The organism is Streptomyces sp. SYSU D01066-1, assembly GCF_054956795.1.
Genome location: NZ_JBUDHV010000021.1, coordinates 99,104 through 115,062 on the forward strand (window position 1 = coordinate 99,104; position 15,959 = coordinate 115,062).

The following is a 15,959-nucleotide window of genomic DNA, read 5'->3' on the forward strand; positions in this document are numbered from 1 at the left end:
GACGTGATGACCCCGGGTGTGGTGGCCGTACGCCCCCAGGCCTCGCTCGTCGAGGCGGCCCGGCTCATGCGCGACCACGGCATCGGCGATGTCGTGGTCGCCGACGGACAGCGGGTCGTCGGGATGCTCACCGCCCGGGACATCGCGGTCCGGGCCCTGGCCGAGGGCGTCGACCCGCTCGCGGTGGGCGTCGGCGCCGTCTGCACCCGCGATCCGCTGGTGGTCGCCCCGGGGCTGCCGGCCCGGGACGCGCTGACGCTGATGCGCGAGCGGGCGGTGAGCCGGCTCCCGGTCGTGGAGAACGGGCTGCCGGTCGGCCTGGTGAGCCTCGGCGACCTCGGCCGGCAAGGGTGTGCCGGCGACCGGACCGGCGGACCTGAGCGTGATGACACACATGGATGACAGAGATGAGAGAAAGGACAGGAACCCGTATGCGCATCGCATTTCTGACCGCCCCCGAGGGTGTGGAGCAGGTCGAGCTGACCGAGCCGTGGCAGGCGGCGAAGGACGCCGGGCACGAGCCCGTCCTGGTGTCGACGGGGTCCGGTGAGATCCAGGCGTTCAACCACCTCGACAAGGCGGACACCTTCCCCGTCGACGAGGTGACCGGTCAGGCGTCGGCGGACTCCTTCGGCGGGCTGGTACTGCCGGGTGGCGTGGCCAATCCGGACTTCCTGCGCATGGACGAGCAGGCCGTGGCCTTCGTGAAGGACTTCTTCACCCTCGGCCGGCCGGTGGCGGCGATCTGCCACGCCCCCTGGACGCTGGTCGAGGCGGACGTCGTGCGCGACCGGGTGCTGACCTCCTGGCCGAGCCTGCGCACCGACATCCGCAACGCCGGCGGCACCTGGGTCGACGAGCAGGTCAAGGTGTGCGACCACGGCCCCAACACCCTGGTGACGAGCCGTAAGCCGGACGACCTGAAGGCGTTCTGCGAGACGTACCTCGCGGAGTTCGCCAAGGCCGGCGGCTGACCCCCGGCCCGGTCAGGTGCGGGGCGCGTGCCCCGGTCAGGTGCTGGGCGTCGCCGACTCCCCGGACTCGCGCTCCCGCGCCCCCTCCCGGGTGCGCCCCGCGGCGACCGGGCGCCGCGGATTGCGGCGCAGCCACTCGCCCTCCAGCTGCGCCATCCGCTCGTTGTGGGCCCGCAGCGCGTCGTTCGAGCCGTACAGCAGCGTGTCGTGACGCGTGCGGTGGATGGTCTCCAGCTCCTTCATGAGCTGCTGGTCGTCCAGTCGGCCCGGGTCCACTCCGGTCATGGCACCGTCCCGCGTGTCGTGTTCGTTCATGCGGGTCGGGTACCCGCCCGGTGACACACCACCCCCGAGCGGTATCCGGGAGGGACCCATGGATCTCGCCTTTCTGCATCCCCTCTACGAACACCCCGGCCCCTGGGCCTCCGTGTACGTCGATCTGTCCCGCAACGCGGAGGACACCGCGCACGCCCGTGACCTCATGGCCGCGTCCGTGATCCGGGAGCTGGCGGAGCAGGGCGCCGACGAGGCGACCTGCCGGGCCGTGCGAGAGGCCGTGGAGAGCCTGCGGCACGCCACCGATCCGCACGGCCGGGCGCTGTTCGTCCACGGCGGCCAGGTGGTCCTCGACACCCCGCTGGCCCGTCCGCCGCAGGGCGGCACCACCGTCCACTGGGCGCCGCTGCCGCGTGTCTCGCCGCTGCTGGAGCTGGCGGGCGAGGACGCGGTGTGCGTGGTGGCGTACATCGACCGCAAGGGCGCCGACTTCGAGCTGCGCTCCGCGCTGGGCGCCCAGGACGCGGGCGGGGTGACCGGCCGGCAGTGGCCGGTGCACCGCACCAGCTCCGTGGACTGGTCGGAGCGGCACTTCCAGCTCCGGGTGGAGAACACCTGGGAGCACAACGCGGCGGAGATCGCCGACGCGCTCGCCGTGTGCCAGGAGGAGACCGGTGCCGATCTGCTGATCCTGGTCGGTGACGTCCGGGAGTGCCGGGCCGTGCACGAACGGCTGCCGAAGCGGCTCCAGGGCCATGTGGTGGAGGCCGCGCACGGCATCGGCAGCCGGCTGCTCGATGAGGAGGTGCAGCGGCTGCGCGAGGAGCACGTCACCGCGCGGGCCCAGGCGGACCTGGACCGGTTCCTGGCCGCCCGTACACCGGACGGCGAGGGCCGGGCCGCCGCCGTCGAGGGGGTGCCCGCGCTGGTCGAGGCGGCGCGGGAACACCGCATCGACGAGCTGCTGGTCATCCCGGACGGGCCGGACACCCACCGCGAGGTGTGGATCGGCGAGGACGCCGACCAGCTCGCAGTGCGGCGCACCGAGCTGAAGACGCTCGGCGAGCAGAACTCCTGGGCGGCACGGGCGGACGACGCGCTGCTGCGCTCGGCCGTGATGACCGGTGCCCCGGCGATCTCGGTCCTGCCGGCCCTGCCGGAGGCGGAGGACCGGCAGGACACGCCGGTGGGCGGGCTGGGGGCGCTGCTGCGCTGGAGGTGAGTCAGCGGGCCCGCTCCACCCGCCGCTCGTCCCACACCGGCTCCGGCGTCTCGCGGACCCGGCCGTCGCTGCCGAAGACCAGGTAGCGGTCGAAGGCGCGGGCGAACCAGCGGTCGTGGGTGACCGCGAGGACCGTGCCCTCGAATGCCTCCAGGCCCTCCTGGAGCGCCTCGGCGGACTCCAGGTCGAGGTTGTCGGTGGGCTCGTCCAGGAGCAGGGCGGTGACGCCCCGCAGCTCCAGCAGGAGGATCTGGAAACGGGCCTGCTGGCCGCCGGAGAGCCTCTCGAAGGTCTGCTCGGCCTGGCCGGTCAGCTCGTAGCGGCGCAGCCGGGACATGGCGGCGCCCCGGTCCTGGGCGTGCTCCGTCCACAGGATGTCGAGGAGGGTGCGGCCGAGCAGCTCGGGGTGGGCGTGGGTCTGGGCGAAGTGGCCGGGGACGACGCGCGCGCCGAGTCTCCACCGCCCGGTGTGCGCCACGTCGTCGCCCGCCAGCAGCCGCAGGAAGTGGGACTTGCCGGAGCCGTTGGAGCCGAGGACCGCGACCCGCTCGCCGTAGAAGACCTCCAGGTCGAACGGTTTCATCAGCCCGGTCAGTTCGAGGTGCTCGCAGGTGATGGCGCGTACGCCGGTGCGGCCGCCCTTGAGGCGCATCCGGATGTCCTGCTCGCGCGGCGGCTCGGGCGGCGGACCGGCCTCCTCGAACTTGCGCAGCCGGGTCTGCGCGGCGTGGTAGCGGGAGGCCATCTCATGGCTGACCGAGGCGGCCTGCCGCAGGTTCAGCACCAGCTTCTTCAGCTGGGCGTGCTTCTCGTCCCAGCGGCGGCGCAGCTCCTCGAAGCGGGCGAAGCGCTCGCGGCGGGCCTCGTGGTACGTGGCGAAGGAGCCGCCGTGCACCCAGGCGTCGGCGCCGGCCGGGCCCGGTTCGAGAGAGACGACGCGCTCGGCGGCGCGGGCGAGCAGTTCGCGGTCGTGGGAGACGAACAGGACCGTCTTGCGGGTCTCGGCGAGCCGCTCCTCCAGCCAGCGCTTGCCGGGGACGTCGAGGTAGTTGTCCGGCTCGTCCAGGAGCAGCACCTGGTCGGTGCCGCGCAGCAGCGCCTCCAGGACCAGGCGTTTCTGCTCACCGCCGGAGAGCGTGCGCACCTGGCGCCACTGCGCCTTCTCGTACGGCACCCCCAGCGCGGCGGTGGTGCACACGTCCCACAGCGTCTCCGCCTCGTAGCCGCGGGCCTCGGCCCAGTCGGACAGCGCCTGCGCGTACCGCATCTGGGCGGCCTCGTCGTCGACCGTCATGACGGCGTGCTCGGCGGCGTCCACGGCGCGGGCGGCGTCGCGGACACGGGGCGGGGCGACGGAGACCAGCAGGTCGCGTACGGTCGTCTCGTCCCGTACGGAGCCGATGAACTGGCGCATCACGCCGAGGCCCCCGCTGACGGTGACGGTGCCCCCGTGCGGCTTCAGCTCACCGGAGAGCAGGCGCAGCAGGGTGGTCTTGCCCGCCCCGTTGGGGCCGACCAGGGCCACGACGGCGCCCTCCCCCACGCGGAAGGAGACGTCGCCGAGGAGCGTCCTCCCGTCGGGCAGGTGGTACTCCAGGTGCGCTGCTTCGAGATGGCCCATGGGGTGATTGTCGCCGGTGCGGCCCCCCGCCGTGCAACCGCATTTCCGCACGGCCCGCGGCCCGCAGACCACCGACCGCGGGCCACGGCCCGCGGCCCGCGGCCCGCTGGAAAGGCCGCCCGGCGGGTAGGCGGGAGGCATGAGCCCCGACGTAGACCTCACCGTCCCGCTGCCCGGCCCGCACCCCGTCCGGCAGGGCTTCCTCGACCTGGACCACCGCCTGTTCGAGGCGGTGGCCGCCCGGCACTGGCCCGGCGGTGACCGGGTGCTGCCCCGGCTGAGCCGCAGCGCCAACCACGGTGTGCTGTGGTTCGCCGCCGCCGCGGCGGTGGCCGCGTCCCGGACCCCGCGGGCCCGCCGGGCCGCCGTGCGCGGCCTCGCCTCGCTGGGCCTGGCCTCGCTGACCATCAACACCCTCGGCAAGCGCTCGGTCCGCCGCCCGAGACCGGCCCTCGACCCGGTGCCGCTGGTGCGGCAGCTGAAGCGGCAGCCGATCACCACCTCGTTCCCGTCCGGCCACGCCGCCTCGGCCGCCGCGTTCGCCACCGGGGTGGCGCTGGAGTCCCCGGCGTGGGGCGCGGCCGTGGCGCCGGTGGCGGCGGCGGTCGCCGCTTCCCGGGTCTACACCGGCGTCCACTTCCCCAGTGACGTGCTGGTGGGGGCGGCGCTCGGGGTGGGGGCCGCCTTCGCGGTGCGGGGGCTGGTCCCCACCCGGGCCCAGCTGGTGCCGCCGGCCCGGCCGCTCGCCCAGGTGCCGGCGCTGTCCGGCGGCGAGGGCCTGGTGATGGTGGCCAACCTCGGCTCGGGCACCTCGGAGCGGGTGCGGGCGCTGTGCGACGCGCTGCCGCTGGCCGAGGTCGTGGAAGCCGAACCCGCCGAGGTCGTCGACGCGTTGGAGAAGGCCGCGGGCCGGGCCCGGGTGCTCGGCGTGTGCGGCGGCGACGGCACGGTGAACGCGGCGGCCTCGGTCGCCCTGCGGCACGGGCTGCCGCTGGCGGTGCTGCCCGGCGGCACGCTGAACCACTTCGCCTACGACCTGGGCGTGGAGGACGTCCGGGCGCTGTGCCGGGCGCTGGAGCGGGGCGAGGGGGTGCGGGTGGACGTGGGCCGGTTCACCTCCGGGCGGGTCGACGGGATCTTCCTGAACACCTTCAGCCTCGGGGTGTATCCGGAGCTGGTGCGCGAGCGGGAGCGCTTCTCGCACCGGATCGGCGGCTGGCCGGCCGGGCTGCTGGCGGCCGTACGGGTGCTGCGTGCCGACCGGCACCCGCTGTGCGCCGAGGTCGGGGGCCGCACCCGGCCGCTGTGGCTGCTGTTCGCGGGCAACGGCACGTACCACCGCATGGGTCTGGCACCGGGCCGCCGCCTCGACCTGGCGGACGGCCGGCTCGACGTACGGGTGGTGCACGGCGGCAGCCGGCCCGCGCTGCGGCTGCTGTCCGCCGCCTTCGCCGGTCCGCTGACCCGCTCCCCCGCCCACGCGGCGGTACGGGTGGGGCGGCTGCGGCTGGCCGGGGTGGCACCGGGCACGCTGCTGGCGTACGACGGCGAGGTCACCGAGACCGAGGGCGACGTGACGGTGGAGAAGCTGCCCGAGGCGCTCACGGTGTACCGGCCGCTGACATAGGCCCGACAGACCGTCATCTCACATGGCGAAACAAAGGGTCTCATCATGTGATCTGCGGGCGTACGGTGGTCCCAGCCGCCTGAGAGGGGATCAGCCATGCCGAAGCCGCGGGAGACCGCCGTCTACACGCACGGGCACCACGAGTCCGTGCTCCGCTCGCACACCTGGCGCACCGCCGCCAACTCCGCCGGGTACCTGCTCGGCTCCCTGAAGCCGCACATGAGGATCCTGGACGTCGGGTGCGGTCCGGGCACCATCACCGCGGACCTCGCGGCGCTGGTCCCGGACGGCCACGTCACCGGCGTCGACCGGGCCCCGGAGATCCTGGACCGGGCCCGCGCGACGGCCGCCGGCCGGGGCCTGACGAACATCGACTTCGCGGCGGCGGACGTGCACGCCCTGGAGTACCCCGACGACACCTTCTGCGTGGTCCACGCCCACCAGGTGCTCCAGCACGTGGGCGACCCGGTGCGGGCGCTGCGCGAGATGCGGCGGGTGACGAGACCGGGCGGTTTCGTCGCCGTCCGCGACGTGGACTACGGCGCCATGACCTGGTACCCGGCGTCGGCGGGGATGGACGACTGGCTCGACCTGTACCGGCGGGTGGCCCGGGCCAACGGCGGCGAGCCGGACGCCGGGCGGCGGCTGAAGGCGTGGGCGCTGGCGGCGGGGTTCACCGACACCACCGCCACCTGCGGCACCTGGACCTTCAGCACGCCCGAGGAGCGGGCCTGGTGGAGCGGCCTGTGGGCGGACCGCACCGAGCAGTCGGCGTACGCCGAGCGGGCCACCGGGGGCGGCCACGCCACGGCGGAGGAACTGCGGGCCGTTTCTGCGGCCTGGCGCGATTGGGGAGAAAAGGGAGACGGCTGGTTCGGGGTTCTGCACGGAGAAATTCTCTGCCGGAAAGAAGCCTGATCGACGATTTCCGGGACATCAGTACGGCAGGAGGTAATAATCATGGTTCCACTTCTGCTCGTACTGTTGCTCGCGCTCATCCTTTTCGGCGCCGGATTCGCTCTGAAGGTGCTCTGGTGGGTCGCCCTGGTCGTCCTCGTACTGTGGCTGCTGGGCTTCCTGGTCCGCGGCACCAACGCCGGGGGCGGCCGGAGTCGCTGGTACCGATGGTGACCAGGTACAGACCCCGAAGACGAGGGTGAGGCCGCTGCCCCGGGAGGTTCACTCCCGGGGCAGCAGCGGTCCCAGCGGCCCGAGGTCCAGATTCAGGTCCTCGGGCCGCAGTCCGTACCGCTCCCGCAGCTCGGTCATGCGGTCGTCGAGCAGCATCAGGGTGAGCCCGATGCGCTCCTCCTGGTCCTCGGTGAGATCGCCCTGGTCGAAGCGGCGCAGCGCCTGGCGCTCCATGAGCTGGCGCAGCAGTTCGACCACGGTCAGCACCAGTTTGATCAGGTCGCGTTCGACGGTGTCGGGCTGGAACTCGATCCGGCCCCCGCGCTCACTCATGCCGGTCCTCCCAGGGCGAGGGGACGTTGGCGTTGACGGAGCTGATCAGCGCGTTCAGGTCGATGCGGACCAGGTCCACGTCGGCGATGCGCAGCGTGAGGTCCCCGGTGATCACGACCCCGCCGGCCAGCAGCCGGTCGAGCAGGTCGACCAGGGCTATCTCCCGGCGTTCCACGACGGTCATGAAGCCTCCCCGGCGTTTTCCCCGGCGAACGAATAGGCGGCCCACGGACCGGTGAGTTCCACCCGAATTCCCGGAGTCTCGTCCTTTGTCCGGTCGACCAGCTCCACGAATTCCTCGGAGAGATCGCGCCGCACCAGATAAGCGGCGTTGAGCACGTTCCGTCCGGCGGCACCGGAAAGCTGGGGATTCTGCGGCGCGTGCAGCCGGGTGTCGTCGGCCCGGTCGGACAGCGTCCCGTGCAGCCGGCCGGCGAACTCCTCCGCCCGCTGCCACAGGTCCTCACTGGCCCGGGTCCGCATGCGCCGTCGCATCAGGTAGTCCCGGCCCGAGACGGGCTTGCCGGGCGGTTCCTGGGCGGCGCCCTGCCCGCCTCCTTCGATGTACACCTTGACCCCCCACTCGACCCGGCCGTCCAGCCGTTCGAGGGTGCGCAGGAAGTCCCGCTCGCGCTCCTCCATCATCACGCGGACGCCGCTGTCGTCCCGGAAGACCGTGGCCAGCCGGAGCGGCAGCGGCGTGGTGACGACGGTGAGCGCGTCGATCACCTGCTGATGGGCGCGGGCGGTCGCCGCCAGCCAGTCCAGGTCCTCCAGGTGGGCCTTGAGCGACTCCTCGGTGAAGTCGGCCTCGGGGACATGGCTGACGACGGCGACCAGACCGTGGTGGCGCAGCGTTCTGGGCGGATCGCCCGCCACCCCGGTCAGCTGCGACTGGAGGGCCGCGTCGAAGGGACGGCAGACGGCGTAGACGTACCGCAGTCCGCTCATGGGGCTTCCTCCTCCTCACGGGCGCGGCCCTGCTCGCCCCGCTCCAGCGCGGTGCGGCCCGACTCCAGCTCGGCGAGCCGCTCGCGCAGTTCCTGGTTCTCCCGGACGAGTTCCTTGTGCTTGGCGTTCGAGGAGAGCGCCGGGTCGCTCTCCCACCAGTCGATGCCCATTTCCTTGGCCTTGTCGACGGAGGCGACGATGAGCCGCAGCTTGATGGTGAGCAGCTCGATGTCGAGCAGGTTGATGCGGATGTCGCCCGCGATGACGACACCCTTGTCCAGCACCCGCTCCAGGATGTCCGCGAGATTGGCGCTCTGCCCCTGGCCGAAGGGTTCGGGCATACGGCTGGGTGTCGTCATCTACGGCTCCCGTGCTCGGCGTACTCGTCTTCCTCCGAGTACGCGTCGTCCTGGTCGCCCCTGTCCCCGGCCTCGTCCTCGTACTCGTCCTCGGCGTCCTCGGCGTCTTCGGGGTACTCGTCCTCGGTTCCGGATTCGGGCTCTTCCTCGTACTCGTCGTACTCGTCGTACTGGTCGCCCTCCTCTTCGTCGTCCTCGTCGTACCGGGCCGCTTCCCCGGGTTCCCCGCCTTCCCCTCGGCTCTCCCCCTCCTGCCGGTCCTCCTCCTGCTGCTCCTCCTGCTCCTGCTCCCGTTCCTCCTCGGCGACCGCGTCCTCGTGGCTGCGGACGACCTCGCCGTCGCGGATCTCCCCGCGCCAGCCCTCCTCCGCCTCGCCCTTGAGCGTGATGAAGCGGACGTAGTTCTTCAGGTCGAGCCTCAGGCGGCGGCCCTGGGCCCGCCAGATGTTGCCGGTCTTCTCGAACAGGCCCTTGGGGTAGTACTCGACGACCACCAGGACCCGGGTGAGGTTCTCGGCGAGGCGGTGGAAGGAGACGACGCCCTTCGTGGTGCCCTTGGCGCCCTCGGAGGTCCAGGAGATCCGGTCGTCCGGCACCTGTTCGGTGGTCTTCGCCTTCCAGCCGCGGTTGGACCAGAAGACCTTCAGCTGCCAGTCGCTGGTGGTGTCGTCGGCGCGGTCCGCGCTCTTGACGCCCTTGGCGAAGGTGCTGAAGTCCTGGTACCGGGTCCACTGGTCGTAGGCGGTGCGCAGCGGCACGCCGACGTCGACGTACTCGATGATGACCGTCGGCTTCTGGCCTGCGCCGCCCTTGCGCTTGCCCTTGCCGCCGCCGAGGTTCTTGACCGCGCCGACCACGTTGTCCTTCAGCCGGCCGGCGCCGACCTCCATCGCGGCGCGCATCGGGCTCTTGCCCTGGGCGAGCTTGCGACCGCCGTCGAGGGCGAGCTTGGCGAAGCCGGGGCTGTTGCCGTCGGCGATGTCGTTCAGCTTGACGGTGGTCTCACCGAGCTTGCGGCCGACGCCGACCAGCATGCGGGTGGCCTGGGCGGCGAGGTACTGCTGCACCTCCTCCTTGAGCCGGTCGGCGGCCTCGCTGCGGGCCAGGTCGGTCAGCGGGTTGTTCTTCGCCGCGCCGCCCGCCTTGGAAGCCGCGGATCCCAGGGGCCCGGTCATCGCTCACCGCCTCCCTTCGGCAGCCGGGCCCGGGTGCCTCGGGCGGCGCCCCGGGCCGACTTCGTCGCCGACTGCGTCCGCTTCGCCGCGCTCTTCCCGGCCGCGGTCTTCTTCGCCGTGGCCTTCTTGGCGGCGGTCTTCTTCGCGGCGGCCCTCTTCGCCGGCGCGGGCGCCTTCTTCGCGGCCTTCGGCGCCGCCTCGCCGGCGTCGCCGCGCGCCTCGCGGCCGTCGTCGTCGTACGCGTCGTCACCGTCGTACGAGCCGTCACCGTCGTACTCGTCGTCACGGTCGTACTCGTCGTCACGGTCGTCGTCGGTGTCCGCGCCGGGCACGCGGGAGGTGACGCCCGACAGCTGGTCGCGCACCTGGGAGGTACGGCCGTGCAGCCGGTCGGCGAGCCCGTTGATCTGCCGCTCGACCAGCGCGCCCGTGGCCGCCTTGCCGACACCCCGCAGGTCCTGCCGCAGCTGGTCGCCGATCTCCTTGAACTGCGGGTTGTTCTGGAGCTGGGTGGAGACCAGGTCCGCGATGCCGCGCGGGGTGAGGTTGAGCCGCTTGCCCGCCACCGCCGTGCCCACAGCGATCGCGACCTTCAGTTTCTTCGTGCGTCCCAGCAGATAACCGGCCCCTACCGCGAGGCCGAGTCCCACTCGATTCATGGTGTCGTCCCGTTGCCCGTTCCCGCGCTGTGGCGCGAAGCGATCTCCAGCCGGTCCAGGAGTTCGTCCTCCTGCCGGTCGAACTCCTCCTCCGTGATCTCACCGGCCTCCAGCCGCTCCTCCAGGCGGGCCAGTTCGGCCCGCACGGTGGCCGGGTCGTAGTAGATCCGTTCGGCTTCCTTGAGCACCTGTCTGATGGCCCAGGCGCTGCCGCGCGCCGGAGCGAACGGCAGCAGCAGCACCTCCGAGATCAGGCCCATGGCCGTCACCCCGCTCCGGTGTCGGCCCCGCCGCCCGCCGCGGTGCCCGCCGGCTCGGCGGGGCCGGGCTCCACGAAGCTGTACGGCGGCAGCGGCCCGTTGATCCGCACCTCCAGGTGCGGCAGTTCCTGGCGGGCGCGCTCCACGGCCGCCAGGAAGGCCTCGGCCCGCTCCTGGTCCACCAGGAACGACACGTTGGCCAGCCAGCCCGTGGACTCGGGTCCGACGCTGACCGCGTCGGCCTCGGGCTCCAGGAGGCGCTGGAGCGCGGCGGCGTCCTCGGCCTCCCGGGCCTGGACGGCCGCGGCGACCATCTCGCCGAGCTGGATCTTGCTCTCGTAACTCCCGCCGCCGGCCTTCCGGTTGGCCTCGGCCAGCGCGCGGATCTCGGGGCTGGTGGCCATCACGTGGTGCAGTACGGCCTCTTCCACGTGGTTGGCCTTGATGTTGTACTCGACCCGGTTGTCCAGGGCGCGCAGCCGTTCCTTGTAGTGCTCGGCGCGTTCGGCGAGCACGCCGGTGACCGTCTTGTCGTCGGGGGCGACGCTGCCGAACCGCATGGGCAGCACGCAGCCGGCCGCGCCCGCCTCGGCGAGCACGTTCTGGTGGGCGAGCAGGTCCTTGCGCTTGGGCCGCAGCCCCTCGGGGGCGTCGCTGACGACGGCCGCCAGGTCGCCCTCGGTCAGCACCCGCACCGTGCGCGGCGGGTCCCCGACGCCGGCCAGGTCCTCCGGGAGCGAGGGGTGCCCGCTCGCGGTGATGCCGTAGACGTACGTGCTCACTCCTGCTCCTCCTTACGGCGCGATGACGTCGACCTGCGGGCGCGCGGACGGGACTCGGCCTCGTTCTCTCCCCGGGCCTGCTTGAACGCCTCCGAGATGGTCTCGGCGGCGCCGGACAGCGCCCCCTTGGACTTGCCGCGCGCACCGGACTCGGTCATGGTCCCGACCAGGTCGGGCAGGCCCGGGTTCTTGCGCGGACCGGCCTCCAGGTCGAGGCGGTTGCACGCCTCGGCGAAGCGCAGGTAGGTGTCGACGCTGGCGACGACGACCCTGACGTCGATCTTGAGGATCTCGATGCCGACCAGGGACACGCGCACGAACGCGTCGATGACGAGTCCCCTGTCCAGAACGAGTTCGAGTACGTCGTAGAGGCCGCTGCTGCCGCCTCCGCCGCCGGTCTGCTGTGCCGGTACGACTGTCATGCCCGCTGATCCCTCCTCGGGTCCGTGGGTGTGGTGTTGTGTGGTGTGGTGGTCCCGGCGCGGGTCCGGCCTAGTGGCCGCCGGACCTGCGTGCGTCGGACCGTCCGCGCTCATAGCGGCGGACCCGGCGGTAGCCGGTGAGCTGCCCGTCGGCGTCCAGTTCCACCTGGTAGCTCGCCATCAGGCTCATCGTGTCGGGGACGCGCTCCAGTTCGAGCACCTCGACCTCCAGGGCCCAGCCCTCCTCCGTCTGTTCGAAGGACGACACGGACTCGGCGGTCATGCCGGTCAGCTCCGCGAGCTGTGCGCGGGCCTCGCGCAGCACCTCCATCGGGCGGGGCCGACGTGACGCGCCGGAACTCTGTGTCTCCCGGGACTTCTGTGCACCCTGTGAATCCTGTGAACTCTGTTGTGTGGATTGCGAATCGGACGTGTTCTTTGTGTTCGACATGGCCACCTCCCCCTCCGTGTGGCCGCAAGAGTGTTCGCCAAACCTTTACGAGCACACCGGTCTGCCGCGCGCAACCGGAAGCGGGCCGAACGGGTCAGCCGCGCAGGGCCGCCAGCCGCCGCCGGGCCGGCCCCAGGGCCCGGGCGCGGCTCATGAGGTCGCCCCACGGCTCGGTCCGGGCCTGCTCGACCGCGTCCGCGACGGTCCAGCGGCGGGCGTACAGCGCGGGGTCGTCCAACTGGTCCCGGCTGAGGGGGGTGGCCACGGGGGCGCCCGGCCTGGCCCGCACGGTGTAGGGGGCGACGGCGGTCTGCGCGTAGGCGTTGCGCTGGACGTCGAGGTAGAGCCGGTCGCCGCGGTCCTTCTTGCGGGCGGCGGTGGTGAGCCGGGCGGGGTGGGCGGCGGCGAGGGTCTCGGCGACGTCGCGGGCGAACTCCCGCACCTCGTCGAAGTCCGGCCGCCCGCGCAGCGGCACGACCACGTGCAGGCCCCGGGAGCCGGTGGTCATCAGCGCCGACGGCAGGCGCAGCGCGTCGAGCAGCTCGCCCAGCAGCACGGCCGCCTCCCGGACGGTCTCGAAGTCGTCGACGCCCGGGTCGAGGTCGAAGACCATGCGGTCGGGGTGGTGCGGGCGGTCGGCGCGGGACAGCCAGCGGTGCAGGGTGAGGGCCGCCTGGTCGGCCAGGTAGAGGAGGGTGGCGGTGTCGTCGCAGACGGTGTGGCAGACCGTGCCGCCCTCCTTGGGCAGCTCCACGCGGGTGATCCGGTCCGGGTAGTGCGCCGGGGTGTTCTTCTGCATGAACACCGGGCCGTCGATGCCGTCCGGGTGCCGCTCCAGCATCAGCGGGCGGCCCCGCAGGTGCGGCAGCAGATACGGGGCGACGGCCCGGTAGTAGTCGACCAGGTCGCCCTTGGTGACCTGGTCGACGGCCTTCTCCGCCGGGAAGAGGACCTTGTCCGGCCGGTGCACCTCGACGGTGCCGCGGCCGGCCCGCACCTTCCGTGCGGCGGCTGGGCTCACGGCACCATCGCCTGCTCCACCAGCAGCCGGCCGGCCGCGGCGATCGACTCGGCGTCGATGCCGGACGCGTGCAGCTGCTCCTCCGGCGCGGCCGAGCCCGGCATCGTACGCACCGCGAGCCGGACCAGCCGGGGCACGGGGCCGCCGTCGGCGAACGCCTCCGCGACCGCGTCGCCGAGGCCGCCCTCGGGGTGGTGGTCCTCGACGGTGACCAGACAGCCGGTCTCCTCCGCCGCCCGGCGCAGGGTGTCCCGGTCCACCGGCTTGACCGAGTACAGGTCGATCACCCGGGCCGCGATGCCCTCTTGGGCCAGGGCGTCGGCGGCGGCCAGCGCCTCGGACACGGTGACGCCCGCCGCGACCAGCGTGAGCCGGTCCCGCTCGCCGGCCGAGCGCAGCACCTTGCTGCCGCCGACGGGGAACTCCTCGTCCGGCCCGTAGATCACCTCGCCGGCGCCGCGCGAGGTCCGCAGATAGCGGATGCCTTCCAGGCCGGCCGCCTCGGCGACCAGGCGCGCGGTCTGGTTGGCGTCGCACGGGTACAGCACGGTCGAGCCGTGCACGGCCCGCATCATCGCCAGGTCCTCCAGGCCCATCTGGCTCGGCCCGTCCTGGCCGATGGCGGTGCCCGCGTGGGAGCCGTTCAGGACGATCCCGGAGCCGCTGATGGAGGCCATGCGGATGAAGTCGTGGGCGCGGGTGAGGAACGCCGCGAAGGTGGAGGCGTACGGCAGCCTGCCGCGCGCGGCCATGCCGACGGCCGTGGCGACCAGCTGCTGTTCGGCGATGTAGCACTCGAAGTAGCGGTCGGGGTGCTCCTTGGCGAACAGCTCCGCGCGGGTGGAGTCGCCCACCTCGCCGTCCAGCACGACGACGTCGCCGCGGGCGGTGCCCAGCGCGGTCACCGCCTGTCCGAAGGCGTCCCGGGTGGCCACCTGCTCGCCCTTCTCCCAGCGCGGCAGCTCCAGCCGCCCGGTGCCGTCCGGGCGGGGCGCCTGCGCGGATCCGGCGACGGGCTCCTGGACGCGGACGGTCAGGGAGCGCGGTCCGCCCAGCTCGTCGATGGCCTCGGCGGCGTCCTTGACCGGCTTGCCGTGCAGCCCCTCGCGGTCCTCGGTGGCCGCGACGCCCTTGCCCTTGAGGGTGCGGGCGATGATCGCGGTGGGCTGGCCGCGGGTGGACAGCGCCTCCCCGTAGGCCCGGTCGACGGCGTCCACGTCATGGCCGTCGACCTCGACCGTGTGCCAGTCGAAGGCGCGGAAGCGGCGGGCGTAGGCGTCCAGGTCGTGGCCGTGCCGGGTCGCGCCGCGCTGGCCGAGCCGGTTGACGTCGACGATCACGGTCAGGTTGTCGAGCCGCTCGTACCCGGCGTGCTCGGCCGCCTCCCAGACGGACCCCTCGGCCAGCTCGCTGTCCCCGCACAGCACCCACACGCGGTAACCGGTGCGGTCCAGGCGCGCTCCGGCCAGCGCGATGCCGACGCCGACGGGCAGCCCCTGGCCGAGCGAGCCGGTGGCGGTCTCGACCCAGGGCAGCCGCCGCGGCGTGGGGTGTCCCTCCAGGCGGCTGCCCAGCTTGCGGAAGGTGCGCAGTTCCTCGTCGTCGATGACGCCGGCCGCCTTGTAGGCGGCGTAGAGGAGGGGGGAGGCGTGTCCCTTGGAGAGGACGAAGCGGTCGTTGCCCGGGTGGGCGGGGCGCTCGAAGTCGTAGCGCAGGTGGTTGGCCAGCAGTACGGCCATCAGGTCGGCGGCGGACATCGAGGACGTGGGGTGTCCCGAGCCCGCGGCGTCGGCCGCGCGCACGCTGTCGACGCGCAACTGCTGTCCCAGTTCGACGAGTTCCTCGGTGTTCATGCGTCTCCTTCCGGAAGGTCGTCATCGGCGCGTCCGACGGGGCCGGGGGCCACGCCGGGGCCGGGGGGCGGCTGGTCCGGCGGGGGTCCGACACCATCGGCGGACCGGGCGGCACCGGGGCGGCCCTTGGCGGGCTCGCCGCCGGGGTGACTCTTGGCAGGCTCACCGCCGGGGTGACTCTTGGCAGGCTCACCGCCGGGCTGCTCCTCGGCCGGCCCACCGCCGGGCTGTCCCTGGGCCGGTTCACGGCCCGACGGGCCTTGGGCCGGTTCACGGCCCGGCCGGCCCATGACCGGTTCGCCGCCCGGCCGGCGCTGGGCCGGATCGTTCCCCGGCCCGCTCGCCGCGCTCATCCGACGCACCTCGCTCACCTCACTGGCCTGACTGTTCCATCGGTGCCACCGACCGCGGCGGGCGTGTCCGTGACCGTGACCGTGGCCGCCGCCGGGCCAGACAGCGGCACGCCGAGCGGGCCGGCGGCGGCCACGGCGCCGCCCGGGTCCCCTGACGGACCCCAGGGCCCGGCGCCGGTACGCACTTCGCTCCCGCCGCCGGGCGACGCGGTGACGCTCCGCGCACGCGCCTTGCCGTGCCGCCGGGTGCGCCGCGCGGGCCTCGGGAAGCGGTCCTCGGGGCCGTCCCGGCCGGGGGCGGCCGCCGCGTCACCGCGGGCGGATCCCTCGGGCGGGCCCGGCGCCCGGAGGCGGGGGCCGGCCGACGGCCACCCGCGTTCCCCGGGCAGCCCCGGGGACCCCGCCGGCGGGCCGTGGGACGGATCACGCTTCTCTTCTCCGGGGTCGGCGCGGTGCGCGGCCCCGGGGCCGGTGCGGCCGGGGTCCGCG

20 protein-coding genes are annotated in these 15,959 nt (G+C 73.3%); 6 read left to right on the plus strand and 14 right to left on the minus strand.

All coding sequences use genetic code 11. The features are described 5' to 3' along the window. The first annotated feature begins 6 nt into the window (after window positions 1-6). Window positions 7-402 carry a CBS domain-containing protein gene (locus ACY1JF_RS20170; RefSeq protein ID WP_462706573.1) on the plus strand — a complete coding sequence of 132 codons (396 nt, stop codon included), beginning with the start codon at window positions 7-9 and terminating at the stop codon, window positions 400-402. A gap of 29 nt (window positions 403-431) precedes the next feature. Next, window positions 432-974, plus strand: coding sequence for a type 1 glutamine amidotransferase domain-containing protein (locus ACY1JF_RS20175; RefSeq protein WP_462706547.1), 543 nt, complete (start codon window positions 432-434; stop codon window positions 972-974). 36 nt (window positions 975-1,010) lie between these two features. Here ACY1JF_RS20175 and ACY1JF_RS20180 read toward each other — a convergent pair whose 3' ends face one another. Then, complete coding sequence (locus ACY1JF_RS20180) at window positions 1,011-1,289, minus strand: DUF6158 family protein (RefSeq protein WP_462706548.1); 279 nt, start codon at window positions 1,287-1,289, stop codon at window positions 1,011-1,013. A gap of 58 nt (window positions 1,290-1,347) precedes the next feature. Here ACY1JF_RS20180 and ACY1JF_RS20185 point away from each other — a divergent pair, with 58 nt between their 5' ends. Further along, window positions 1,348-2,472, plus strand: a complete 1,125-nt coding sequence (locus ACY1JF_RS20185; protein ID WP_462706549.1) for a baeRF2 domain-containing protein — start codon at window positions 1,348-1,350, stop codon at window positions 2,470-2,472. A gap of 1 nt (window position 2,473) precedes the next feature. Here the strand turns inward: ACY1JF_RS20185 and ACY1JF_RS20190 are convergent, their stop codons facing one another. Then, window positions 2,474-4,093, minus strand: coding sequence for an ABC-F family ATP-binding cassette domain-containing protein (locus ACY1JF_RS20190; RefSeq protein WP_462706550.1), 1,620 nt, complete (start codon window positions 4,091-4,093; stop codon window positions 2,474-2,476). Window positions 4,094-4,232: 139 nt separating this feature from the next. On the opposite strand from ACY1JF_RS20190, the gene ACY1JF_RS20195 reads away from it, so the two are divergent. From ACY1JF_RS20195 to ACY1JF_RS20205, 3 genes are all read left to right on the plus strand, one after another. Then, window positions 4,233-5,720: a phosphatase PAP2 family protein gene (locus ACY1JF_RS20195; RefSeq protein WP_462706551.1), complete on the plus strand. Its 1,488-nt coding sequence runs from the start codon at window positions 4,233-4,235 to the stop codon at window positions 5,718-5,720. A 96-nt stretch (window positions 5,721-5,816) separates the two neighbouring features. Then, window positions 5,817-6,638: a class I SAM-dependent methyltransferase gene (locus tag ACY1JF_RS20200; RefSeq protein WP_462706552.1), complete on the plus strand. Its 822-nt coding sequence runs from the start codon at window positions 5,817-5,819 to the stop codon at window positions 6,636-6,638. A gap of 42 nt (window positions 6,639-6,680) precedes the next feature. Further along, window positions 6,681-6,851 (plus strand): hydrophobic protein, encoded by a 171-nt coding sequence (locus ACY1JF_RS20205; protein ID WP_462706553.1) that lies wholly within the window; start codon window positions 6,681-6,683, stop codon window positions 6,849-6,851. A 48-nt stretch (window positions 6,852-6,899) separates the two neighbouring features. On the opposite strand, the gene ACY1JF_RS20210 is transcribed toward ACY1JF_RS20205, so the two are convergent. The 12 genes from ACY1JF_RS20210 to ACY1JF_RS20265 all read right to left on the minus strand — a co-directional run bounded on the left by ACY1JF_RS20210 (window position 6,900) and on the right by ACY1JF_RS20265 (window position 15,117). Further along, a complete protein-coding gene (locus tag ACY1JF_RS20210) occupies window positions 6,900-7,184 on the minus strand; it encodes a gas vesicle protein K (protein WP_462706554.1) in 285 nt (94 codons plus the stop codon). After that, the gene (locus ACY1JF_RS20215; RefSeq protein ID WP_462706555.1) at window positions 7,177-7,368 is read right to left on the minus strand and encodes a gas vesicle protein; all 192 of its coding nucleotides are present in this window, start codon (window positions 7,366-7,368) and stop codon (window positions 7,177-7,179) included. Before ACY1JF_RS20215 ends, ACY1JF_RS20210 begins: the two co-directional genes overlap by 8 nt. Continuing rightward, window positions 7,365-8,135: a GvpL/GvpF family gas vesicle protein gene (locus tag ACY1JF_RS20220; RefSeq protein ID WP_462706556.1), complete on the minus strand. Its 771-nt coding sequence runs from the start codon at window positions 8,133-8,135 to the stop codon at window positions 7,365-7,367. The genes ACY1JF_RS20215 and ACY1JF_RS20220 overlap by 4 nt, the downstream gene beginning before the upstream one ends. Next, a complete protein-coding gene (locus ACY1JF_RS20225; protein WP_462706557.1) occupies window positions 8,132-8,494 on the minus strand; it encodes a gas vesicle protein in 363 nt (120 codons plus the stop codon). The genes ACY1JF_RS20220 and ACY1JF_RS20225 overlap by 4 nt, the downstream gene beginning before the upstream one ends. After that, entirely contained in the window at window positions 8,491-9,669 is a 1,179-nt protein-coding gene (locus ACY1JF_RS20230) for an SRPBCC family protein (protein ID WP_462706558.1), read from the minus strand. The genes ACY1JF_RS20225 and ACY1JF_RS20230 overlap by 4 nt, the downstream gene beginning before the upstream one ends. Beyond that, window positions 9,666-10,328, minus strand: coding sequence for a DNA primase (locus tag ACY1JF_RS20235; protein WP_462706559.1), 663 nt, complete (start codon window positions 10,326-10,328; stop codon window positions 9,666-9,668). The genes ACY1JF_RS20230 and ACY1JF_RS20235 overlap by 4 nt, the downstream gene beginning before the upstream one ends. Continuing rightward, complete coding sequence (locus tag ACY1JF_RS20240) at window positions 10,325-10,588, minus strand: gas vesicle protein GvpG (RefSeq protein ID WP_462706560.1); 264 nt, start codon at window positions 10,586-10,588, stop codon at window positions 10,325-10,327. Before ACY1JF_RS20240 ends, ACY1JF_RS20235 begins: the two co-directional genes overlap by 4 nt. A gap of 5 nt (window positions 10,589-10,593) precedes the next feature. Next, window positions 10,594-11,370, minus strand: coding sequence for a GvpL/GvpF family gas vesicle protein (locus tag ACY1JF_RS20245; RefSeq protein WP_462706561.1), 777 nt, complete (start codon window positions 11,368-11,370; stop codon window positions 10,594-10,596). Beyond that, complete coding sequence (locus ACY1JF_RS20250) at window positions 11,367-11,792, minus strand: gas vesicle structural protein GvpA (RefSeq protein ID WP_462706562.1); 426 nt, start codon at window positions 11,790-11,792, stop codon at window positions 11,367-11,369. Before ACY1JF_RS20250 ends, ACY1JF_RS20245 begins: the two co-directional genes overlap by 4 nt. Before the next feature lie 70 nt (window positions 11,793-11,862). Further along, complete coding sequence (locus tag ACY1JF_RS20255) at window positions 11,863-12,243, minus strand: gas vesicle protein GvpO (protein ID WP_462706563.1); 381 nt, start codon at window positions 12,241-12,243, stop codon at window positions 11,863-11,865. Between the two features lie 94 nt (window positions 12,244-12,337). Beyond that, window positions 12,338-13,264 (minus strand): non-homologous end-joining DNA ligase, encoded by a 927-nt coding sequence (ligD, locus tag ACY1JF_RS20260; RefSeq protein ID WP_462706564.1) that lies wholly within the window; start codon window positions 13,262-13,264, stop codon window positions 12,338-12,340. Next, on the minus strand, window positions 13,261-15,117 hold the full coding sequence (locus tag ACY1JF_RS20265) for a transketolase (RefSeq protein WP_462706565.1): 1,857 nt from the start codon (window positions 15,115-15,117) through the stop codon (window positions 13,261-13,263). Before ACY1JF_RS20265 ends, ligD begins: the two co-directional genes overlap by 4 nt. Window positions 15,118-15,959: the final 842 nt, after the last annotated feature.

Bases quoted from the DNA above. Each gene is read 5' to 3' on its own strand.
- ACY1JF_RS20170 (WP_462706573.1), top strand. From the start codon at position 7: ATGACCCCGGGTGTGGTGGCCGTACGCCCCCAGGCCTCGCTCGTCGAG.
- ACY1JF_RS20175 (WP_462706547.1), top strand. From the start codon at position 432: ATGCGCATCGCATTTCTGACCGCCCCCGAGGGTGTGGAGCAGGTCGAG.
- ACY1JF_RS20180 (WP_462706548.1), bottom strand. From the start codon at position 1,289: ATGAACGAACACGACACGCGGGACGGTGCCATGACCGGAGTGGACCCG.
- ACY1JF_RS20185 (WP_462706549.1), top strand. From the start codon at position 1,348: ATGGATCTCGCCTTTCTGCATCCCCTCTACGAACACCCCGGCCCCTGG.
- ACY1JF_RS20190 (WP_462706550.1), bottom strand. From the start codon at position 4,093: ATGGGCCATCTCGAAGCAGCGCACCTGGAGTACCACCTGCCCGACGGG.
- ACY1JF_RS20195 (WP_462706551.1), top strand. From the start codon at position 4,233: ATGAGCCCCGACGTAGACCTCACCGTCCCGCTGCCCGGCCCGCACCCC.
- ACY1JF_RS20200 (WP_462706552.1), top strand. From the start codon at position 5,817: ATGCCGAAGCCGCGGGAGACCGCCGTCTACACGCACGGGCACCACGAG.
- ACY1JF_RS20205 (WP_462706553.1), top strand. From the start codon at position 6,681: ATGGTTCCACTTCTGCTCGTACTGTTGCTCGCGCTCATCCTTTTCGGC.
- ACY1JF_RS20210 (WP_462706554.1), bottom strand. From the start codon at position 7,184: ATGAGTGAGCGCGGGGGCCGGATCGAGTTCCAGCCCGACACCGTCGAA.
- ACY1JF_RS20215 (WP_462706555.1), bottom strand. From the start codon at position 7,368: ATGACCGTCGTGGAACGCCGGGAGATAGCCCTGGTCGACCTGCTCGAC.
- ACY1JF_RS20220 (WP_462706556.1), bottom strand. From the start codon at position 8,135: ATGAGCGGACTGCGGTACGTCTACGCCGTCTGCCGTCCCTTCGACGCG.
- ACY1JF_RS20225 (WP_462706557.1), bottom strand. From the start codon at position 8,494: ATGACGACACCCAGCCGTATGCCCGAACCCTTCGGCCAGGGGCAGAGC.
- ACY1JF_RS20230 (WP_462706558.1), bottom strand. From the start codon at position 9,669: ATGACCGGGCCCCTGGGATCCGCGGCTTCCAAGGCGGGCGGCGCGGCG.
- ACY1JF_RS20235 (WP_462706559.1), bottom strand. From the start codon at position 10,328: ATGAATCGAGTGGGACTCGGCCTCGCGGTAGGGGCCGGTTATCTGCTG.
- ACY1JF_RS20240 (WP_462706560.1), bottom strand. From the start codon at position 10,588: ATGGGCCTGATCTCGGAGGTGCTGCTGCTGCCGTTCGCTCCGGCGCGC.
- ACY1JF_RS20250 (WP_462706562.1), bottom strand. From the start codon at position 11,792: ATGACAGTCGTACCGGCACAGCAGACCGGCGGCGGAGGCGGCAGCAGC.
- ACY1JF_RS20255 (WP_462706563.1), bottom strand. From the start codon at position 12,243: ATGTCGAACACAAAGAACACGTCCGATTCGCAATCCACACAACAGAGT.
- ACY1JF_RS20265 (WP_462706565.1), bottom strand. From the start codon at position 15,117: ATGAACACCGAGGAACTCGTCGAACTGGGACAGCAGTTGCGCGTCGAC.